Origin of the sequence: Streptomyces boncukensis (assembly GCF_011045075.1) — a bacterium.
GTDB lineage: Bacteria > Actinomycetota > Actinomycetes > Streptomycetales > Streptomycetaceae > Streptomyces > Streptomyces boncukensis.
The window spans coordinates 1-1966 of sequence record NZ_JAAKZZ010000854.1; the positions used below are offsets into that span (position 1 = coordinate 1).

General features: G+C 74.8%; 2 protein-coding genes. Both read right to left on the minus strand.

Annotated elements, in window-relative coordinates; all coding sequences use genetic code 11:
- Positions 1-1153, minus strand: a 1153-nt coding sequence (locus G5C65_RS36355) for a MerR family transcriptional regulator (protein ID WP_165303318.1), incomplete at its 3' end; no start/stop codon positions are given.
- Positions 1147-1791 (minus strand): HEAT repeat domain-containing protein, encoded by a 645-nt coding sequence (locus tag G5C65_RS36360; protein ID WP_338146836.1) that lies wholly within the window; start codon positions 1789-1791, stop codon positions 1147-1149. The genes G5C65_RS36355 and G5C65_RS36360, both read right to left, overlap by 7 nt.
- Positions 1792-1966 lie beyond the last annotated feature (175 nt).

Here is a 1966-nt window from a genome sequence, read left to right on the forward strand (position 1 = left end):
TCTCGGCGTGCCGGGTGAAAGCCCTCGTACTGGGCGTACTCGGGCTTTCGGCCGGTGCGGCGAGAGCACGTGCCGGGCGTTCCAGGTGGCGTGCGGGGCTTTCGAAACACCCCCTAGTGCCGTGGCCCCCTTCGCGGAGTCCGGCGAACGCCGTGGCGACGAGGGCGACAGCGGGGTCGTCGTCGCGGGCCAGCCGGCGCAGTACCTCCTGCGGGGCGGTCCCCGACAGCTCGACCAGCGCCTGGGTCAGGCGGATCCGCGTCGCGGAGTCCGCGGTGGGCGCGGCGAGTTCGGCAACCAGTGCGGTCATGATCCGGTCCGCGCACCCGGGCTCCCGGGACAGTCCTCCCAGCACCTCCGCCGCGTCGACGTCGTTGGCCCCCTCGACCACCATGCCGACGAGTGTCGGCACGGCCGTCGGCACGCCGCGCCTGCCCAACGCCAGAGCCGCGTGCCTGCGCACCGTCGGGTCCGGGTCCCCGAGCGCGTCCGCGAGCACCCCGGTGATACCCCTCGCCTCCGTCGTATCCGCCGTACCCGCGGCCTCGGGCAGCTCGGCGACCGCCCGCACCGCGCGCCGCCGGATGGCGACGTCCTCCGAGCGCGCGCCGGCGGCCAGCGCCGCCACGGCATCCCCGTCCGACCGGGCGAGCGCCCAGCGCAGGGCGCCCGCCACGTTGGGGTCGGACTCGGTCAGGACCGCCTCGGCCAGCAGCTCGGCGGGACCGGCATCCTCCGGCCGGGTCAGGACGGCCTGCTGCCTGCGCGCGGCGCTGGGCGAGTTGAGCCCCCGCATGAGTTCGACGATGCGCAGGACGTCCTGCCATCCGGCGGGCGCCGACGCGTCGATCGCACGGAGCCGCTCCAGCAGTTCCCGCTCCCGCTCCAGGCGGTCCTCCGTCCACCGGATGAGGTCGCCGACCAGCGCGGACGGGGTGAAGGCCGGATCCTCCAGCGCGCGCCCGACCTGCTTGAGCGAGAGCCCGAGGGACCGCAGGCTCTCCACGTGGCAGAGCCTGCGGGCGTCCTCGGCGGAGTACTGCCGGTAGCCGCCGACGGTGCGACCGGTCGGCCGCACCAGCCCGAGCGCGTCGTAGTGCCGGAGCATCCGGGTGCTCACGCCCGAGTGCCGGGCCATGTCGCCGATCAGCAATCCGCGGTCCCCGCGGCTCGTTCCGCGCCGAGCGAGACGGTCCGCTTCGCCTCGTCGACGGCCGCGTCGAAATCGGTCTCCGGGTTCCGCCGGAGCAGCTCGGTGGCGCGGGCGTGTGCGGCGACCGCCGGGTCGGGGTGGCCCGCCGCCCGCTCCAGGGCGGGCTCGATCACCTCGCCGAGGTCGACGAGGGCCCTGCTCAGGCTCAGCCGTACGGTGCGGTCGCCCCGGCCGAGCTGCCGGACCAGCTCGTCGGCCAGGTCCTGCTTCTCGTCATCGGGCACGAGGGCGACCGCGACCCGCCACGCGGTCCGCGCGACCTCGTCGTCGGCGTCCCGCAGCAGTTCGCGGGTGATCCAGGGCCACGCGCGCCTGTCGCCGATCTTGGAGAGCGTGTGCAGCCCCTGGCTGCGGGCCTGGACGCGCTCGGAGTCGAGTTCCCGGCGCATCCGGGGCAGGGTGGTCTCCGCCGGGAGGCGGGTCAGCGCCCAGGTCAGCATGTCCCGCACATAGAAGTCCGGCTCGCGGGCACAGCGCTCGACGAGCGTCTCCAGGAGGCCGGGGTCGGGGTGCGAGCCGGCTGCCAGGGCCGCCTGGAGCCGGATCGACGCGTCCTCGGCGGCCAGGGCTCTGGCCACCCGGGCGGTGTGCGGGGTTCCGTCTGCCGTAGTGATCGGGACCACCTCCTGCGCCCACAGGACACCTTGTCACCGTGTCAGGGTCAAGCGGGTTCTGCTGTGTCGCGCAGGCTCAGGGCGAGGTCGTTGGTGACGGTGAAGAAGGGCCGGACGCGGGTCTCGCCCCGGGTGGGGT